The organism is Cohnella sp. GCM10020058 (assembly GCF_042683485.1).
Classification (GTDB): domain Bacteria; phylum Bacillota; class Bacilli; order Paenibacillales; family Paenibacillaceae; genus Cohnella.
The window spans coordinates 1-4,018 of the sequence record NZ_JBHUJV010000040.1 but is presented as its reverse complement, the minus strand read 5'-3'; the positions used below and the strand labels follow the sequence as shown (position 1 = coordinate 4,018).

The 4,018-nt window shown below is 46.9% G+C and carries 9 protein-coding genes; 1 reads left to right on the top strand and 8 read right to left on the bottom strand.

The genetic code is table 11. From position 1 onward, the window contains the following. Positions 1-66 precede the first annotated feature (66 nt). From ACFSR7_RS36470 to ACFSR7_RS36445, 7 genes are all read right to left on the bottom strand, one after another. Complete coding sequence (locus tag ACFSR7_RS36470; protein ID WP_378169634.1) at positions 67-309, bottom strand: hypothetical protein; 243 nt, start codon at positions 307-309, stop codon at positions 67-69. A gap of 508 nt (positions 310-817) precedes the next feature. Further along, positions 818-1,183 carry a YhjD family protein gene (locus ACFSR7_RS36465; RefSeq protein WP_378169633.1) on the bottom strand — a complete coding sequence of 122 codons (366 nt, stop codon included), beginning with the start codon at positions 1,181-1,183 and terminating at the stop codon, positions 818-820. A gap of 34 nt (positions 1,184-1,217) precedes the next feature. Beyond that, positions 1,218-1,418, bottom strand: a complete 201-nt coding sequence (locus ACFSR7_RS36460) for a hypothetical protein (RefSeq protein WP_378169632.1) — start codon at positions 1,416-1,418, stop codon at positions 1,218-1,220. Then, the gene (locus ACFSR7_RS36455) at positions 1,415-1,627 is read right to left on the bottom strand and encodes a LexA family protein (protein ID WP_378169630.1); all 213 of its coding nucleotides are present in this window, start codon (positions 1,625-1,627) and stop codon (positions 1,415-1,417) included. The genes ACFSR7_RS36460 and ACFSR7_RS36455 overlap by 4 nt, the downstream gene beginning before the upstream one ends. A gap of 148 nt (positions 1,628-1,775) precedes the next feature. Then, complete coding sequence (locus ACFSR7_RS36515) at positions 1,776-2,051, bottom strand: DUF7667 family protein (protein ID WP_483862659.1); 276 nt, start codon at positions 2,049-2,051, stop codon at positions 1,776-1,778. Then, on the bottom strand, positions 2,045-2,212 hold the full coding sequence (locus ACFSR7_RS36450) for a hypothetical protein (protein ID WP_378169628.1): 168 nt from the start codon (positions 2,210-2,212) through the stop codon (positions 2,045-2,047). Before ACFSR7_RS36450 ends, ACFSR7_RS36515 begins: the two co-directional genes overlap by 7 nt. A 45-nt stretch (positions 2,213-2,257) precedes the next feature. Further along, positions 2,258-2,524 carry a helix-turn-helix domain-containing protein gene (locus ACFSR7_RS36445; RefSeq protein WP_378169627.1) on the bottom strand — a complete coding sequence of 89 codons (267 nt, stop codon included), beginning with the start codon at positions 2,522-2,524 and terminating at the stop codon, positions 2,258-2,260. 166 nt (positions 2,525-2,690) lie between these two features. Here ACFSR7_RS36445 and ACFSR7_RS36440 point away from each other — a divergent pair, with 166 nt between their 5' ends. Then, complete coding sequence (locus ACFSR7_RS36440; RefSeq protein ID WP_378169625.1) at positions 2,691-3,503, top strand: hypothetical protein; 813 nt, start codon at positions 2,691-2,693, stop codon at positions 3,501-3,503. 48 nt (positions 3,504-3,551) lie between these two features. Here ACFSR7_RS36440 and ACFSR7_RS36435 read toward each other — a convergent pair whose 3' ends face one another. After that, positions 3,552-3,767 carry a transcriptional regulator gene (locus ACFSR7_RS36435; RefSeq protein WP_378169623.1) on the bottom strand — a complete coding sequence of 72 codons (216 nt, stop codon included), beginning with the start codon at positions 3,765-3,767 and terminating at the stop codon, positions 3,552-3,554. Positions 3,768-4,018: the final 251 nt, after the last annotated feature.

The window sequence follows — 4,018 nt, the reverse complement described above, 5'->3', positions numbered from 1 at the left end:
TTGTGGGCAGGATGTGGGCGATCAACAATGAACCGTACCGGGGCTTACCCGAAGTACGGTTCATCCTCATTTTTCATGACCAGCAATAAAACCTTGTCTATATGAAGCCGTCCCGATCGTGAACATGTACTCATCAACAGTGTTCTCCAAAAGTACGACCAAATGTTCACTATTAGATGAACCCTTTTGAATTTCAGCAATTAGTGCCGAAATTTTTAGTCTAGTCTCACGGTACTGCTTATCTAACTCCATAAGCGTAGTATCAGATCCGGCAGCAATTGACTGCTCCAGCCATTCCATAATCGCCATGTCACTATACGCTCCTCTTTGTTATAATGGTAAAAAAATCTGTAAGGAGGATAATCATTGGCTTTCTCCCCTGGGAGAAGCCGGCTTAAGTATTGGCTAACTGTTCGAGGTATGAAACAAGTGGACTTGTCGCGACGAACAGGATGGTCAAAACAAAATCCAGAAAAGGGTTGGTCGCCCCGGATGATCTCTTTCTTTTGTACTGACGCTAGCAAGATGTCACCGGAAGCGATGTATACCATCTCCTTTATTCTCGGCATTCACATGGAAGAGATCTGTGAGTGGGACGAGGAGGATTAAGCCGGTTGCGGCGGTAATTACCGCGCTCCCTCGGGATAAAAGAGTAACTATTGTTTCTGAACCTAATTGTAAACGCAGATATTGCACGAAATGTGTCGAACTGTGCCGAAACGGGCAAAGAATTAAATCGTTCGGAAATTCGCATAAAAAATGGCGATGTTGATATTCTATAGATACAGCCCCGGAACCCACCCTCGCCGGGGCTTTGTTATGTCTTCCTTCTGTTCTGTGGAACCTGCCGCATGCTCTGGATGATTTGTCCCATGTATGTACCGAGCATTATTTTTATCTGCGATCGGGCGGCTTCCTTGGTGATGCCGAATTTAGTTTCGTATCCGCGGGCGCTGTATCCCAGCCAAAGGGCAAAGTCGTCCTGGTCCATGTCCCACGTTTTGATCTGGCGCCGGCGCAGCTCGCTCCGGAGGTCCGCTAGATTCCCCGTGATGATGTCCATGAGAAGTTCCCCGAAGTTCTTAGATAGATTCTTGAGAATGCCGCCTGACCATTCGACCTCATTCTTCGCTAGCTCCAACGTATCAAGCATATACGGCATGATGACGAGATCGCGAATCATGGTCAGCTCTCCGACGCTGGCGTGGCCCTTAAACTCATCCGGCATGGGATTTCTCAGGGCGGCATGCCAAGACGCGTTCAAGGCATAGTGTGCGGGGTTGGCGCTTGTCGTGGTCAAATACCTTGGCATGACCATTCGACACGCTGGAGACGGTTACACGACGCTGGGTGATGGTGCCTTTGCTGTCCTCATAGATCAGTACGACGGTTCGGCCGATGTGCTTATCGAGTTTCATGAACGAGTCTCCTTCACTATACGTATTGTTCGTGAAGTGCGCGGAGTCCATTCAATCTGTCCACTCTCTCGCAGCTTCTCCAAGTATCGGTGCGTATTTCCTAGTCCTAACCCGGATGCCTCCGCTATCTCGCGAACTGTAGGCGCAAACCCATATTTCCGTGTTAAAGCGCTGATTGACTTTAAAATGGCGTCGCTCGGTGAGTACATGCTGCTCGCCTCGATTCGTCAAAATAAGAACATTTGCTCCCATTCTAACAGTCTGCGGCGAATTTGTGAATCGAATTAGGAACGTACGTTCGCATAAATTTAACCTAAAGCCCCAGTAGTATTCACCAGGGCTTGCGCATACATTACATCAGGCACTTGGCGGACTCTTTGGGTCCGTCTTTTTCTTTGTATAATGGGGGTTTCTTTCAAGGTCATCGATGAGGGCGCAGATAGCGAGTTGTTCGCGAGTGTCGTCGATCAAGGAGGCAATGAGGGATAGGTTTTCGAGGCTGGCCATATCCCAGCAATACGCCGCGTTAAGCTGCAGGACATGCTGCATCTCTTCCATTTCAGGCGGCGTAAGTGGGCGTTGCTTGTTGATCGTCCATAGTTCGGCCATACGTTGGTGAAAGGACTTTACCATATTAGCCACCATATGAGGCACAGCACGGCGCCGGCCGCGATGACGATCCATCCGGCTGCCATGCTGTCTTTGCGTTGTCCTGCGGCCTCCTGCGAAGCCTCAACAGACTTGATGCGGTTGTCTAGCGTATAGCGGAAACGATAAACCGTTTTGTCTCCCAACTGTACCATCTCCTCTTGTGGATGATGGTCTATGTATATGCATAGTTACCTTGTATCTTGCACGTCCGACTTGGATATTTTTCTTTCCCATATGTCATTCACGGTCCAGCGTTTCGGAATATCCATTTGTTCGCCCCGATCGTTTAACCAATCCACGACGTCATATGCGATCGATAAATGCGGACGCGTCTTGTTTCTCGCCAAATCCGTTATGGTGTTCCTGCTTACGCCGATTGCTTCGGACAATTCCAACTGAGAAGCGTTCACCTGAACCAACGCTATTTTAATGTGGCAGGTCCATTCCCAATCCATCCCAATCACCTCGCCCATTACTTCAACAGGCGGGCTTGTCGATTCCTTCGCCGATTATGTCGGCACAAAAAAATATATAAGTTATGGAAATTTATTATCGTCATATGTCGACAAGTATGTTATTTTTTAACTTAATGAACGATTAAATAAAGGGGATTTCATAACTATGTTGGTTCTTTTCACTCTGCTGTTTCTCTTGTCTATTGTTGGAATTATTTATCCTCGGATTTACAAAAAGATAGTGAGGAGAGTTTTTAAGCGCTGGGTCTACATTGTTGCTACTGTTGTCTTTTTCATTCTTATATTGGTCTCTACTCCTGACACGGACACTTTAGATGAGGCTGCTTCTAGAACAGATAAGCCCGCAATATCCAACGCATCCTCGCCAAGCTCAATAAAGGAAGCTTCTGCTAAGGATGAGGAGAAAGCAAAGAAGGAAGCAGACAAGAAGGCCAAAAAGGAAGCAGAAGAAAAAGCCAAGGCGGAAGAAGCAGCTGCAGCAAAAGCAAAGGCTGCAGAAGAAGAGAAGCAAAAAGAAATCGCTGCAAAAGAAGCCGCTAAGAATCCAAAATGGGACATGGCTGAGGTAGATGCAACGGAAAGCGGAAATCTACCGCTCGGAATTAAGATGCTTGAAGCAATCGGCAATCAACCTGTAACTCCGAAAAATGTTAAAGCAGGATCTGTATTCAAGGCTCCGTGGAATTATTACGGCACGCCAATTGCTTATACCGTAACCGTGACAATTGTTGAAGACTACCCTCCAAAGAGTGACTACGGAAAGAATGGCATAAATGCTCAAGTTGTAGGCACTGCTGATGATGGGACCATACTCGATATACTTTCAACATCAAATAGTGGAGATATCCAAGTTGGCGACGAAATAAAAATTACTGCTTATACAGTCGGAAAGTTCACTGTAAAAAACAAGTTGGGCGGACAAACTGACCAGCTTGCATTAATAACTAATAAATTATGAAGAGGGCCATCCGGGCTCTCTTTTTTTTTAAAAACGAAGCCCCGGCATCTATTCGCCGAGGCTGTCTTCGTCGTACTCGAACCCATCGCGCCGCATTCTCTCCCTCACTGCTTCCAGTATATAAGCGTTGCGGCTTTTATTTGCTCGTCCTGCAGCTTCATCAATTAGGTCGCGACCGCCCTTGCGAACCGTAAATTTTACCTGATCATAGTTCGCGGCGTTGTACTTCGCTTTTGCTCGCGTCGCGGCGTTCTGCTTCTCCATGCTCCTCGCCTCCATTTTCAATATCCTATCACAATAAATATACTGGTACAAGTACAAAAACACTTGCAATATACTGGTACTAGTATATAATAGAAATATAAAGAGGTTGAACGAACGGCCTCTGGAAAGGAGAACACCGCATGAAGGATTGGGTAACACTGCTGACCGCCATCATCCAATGCATCACGGCAATAACGATGCTGAGGAGTGGCAGAAAGCAAAAAGCCCCCAAACGGCGCGAACGGCGCAAA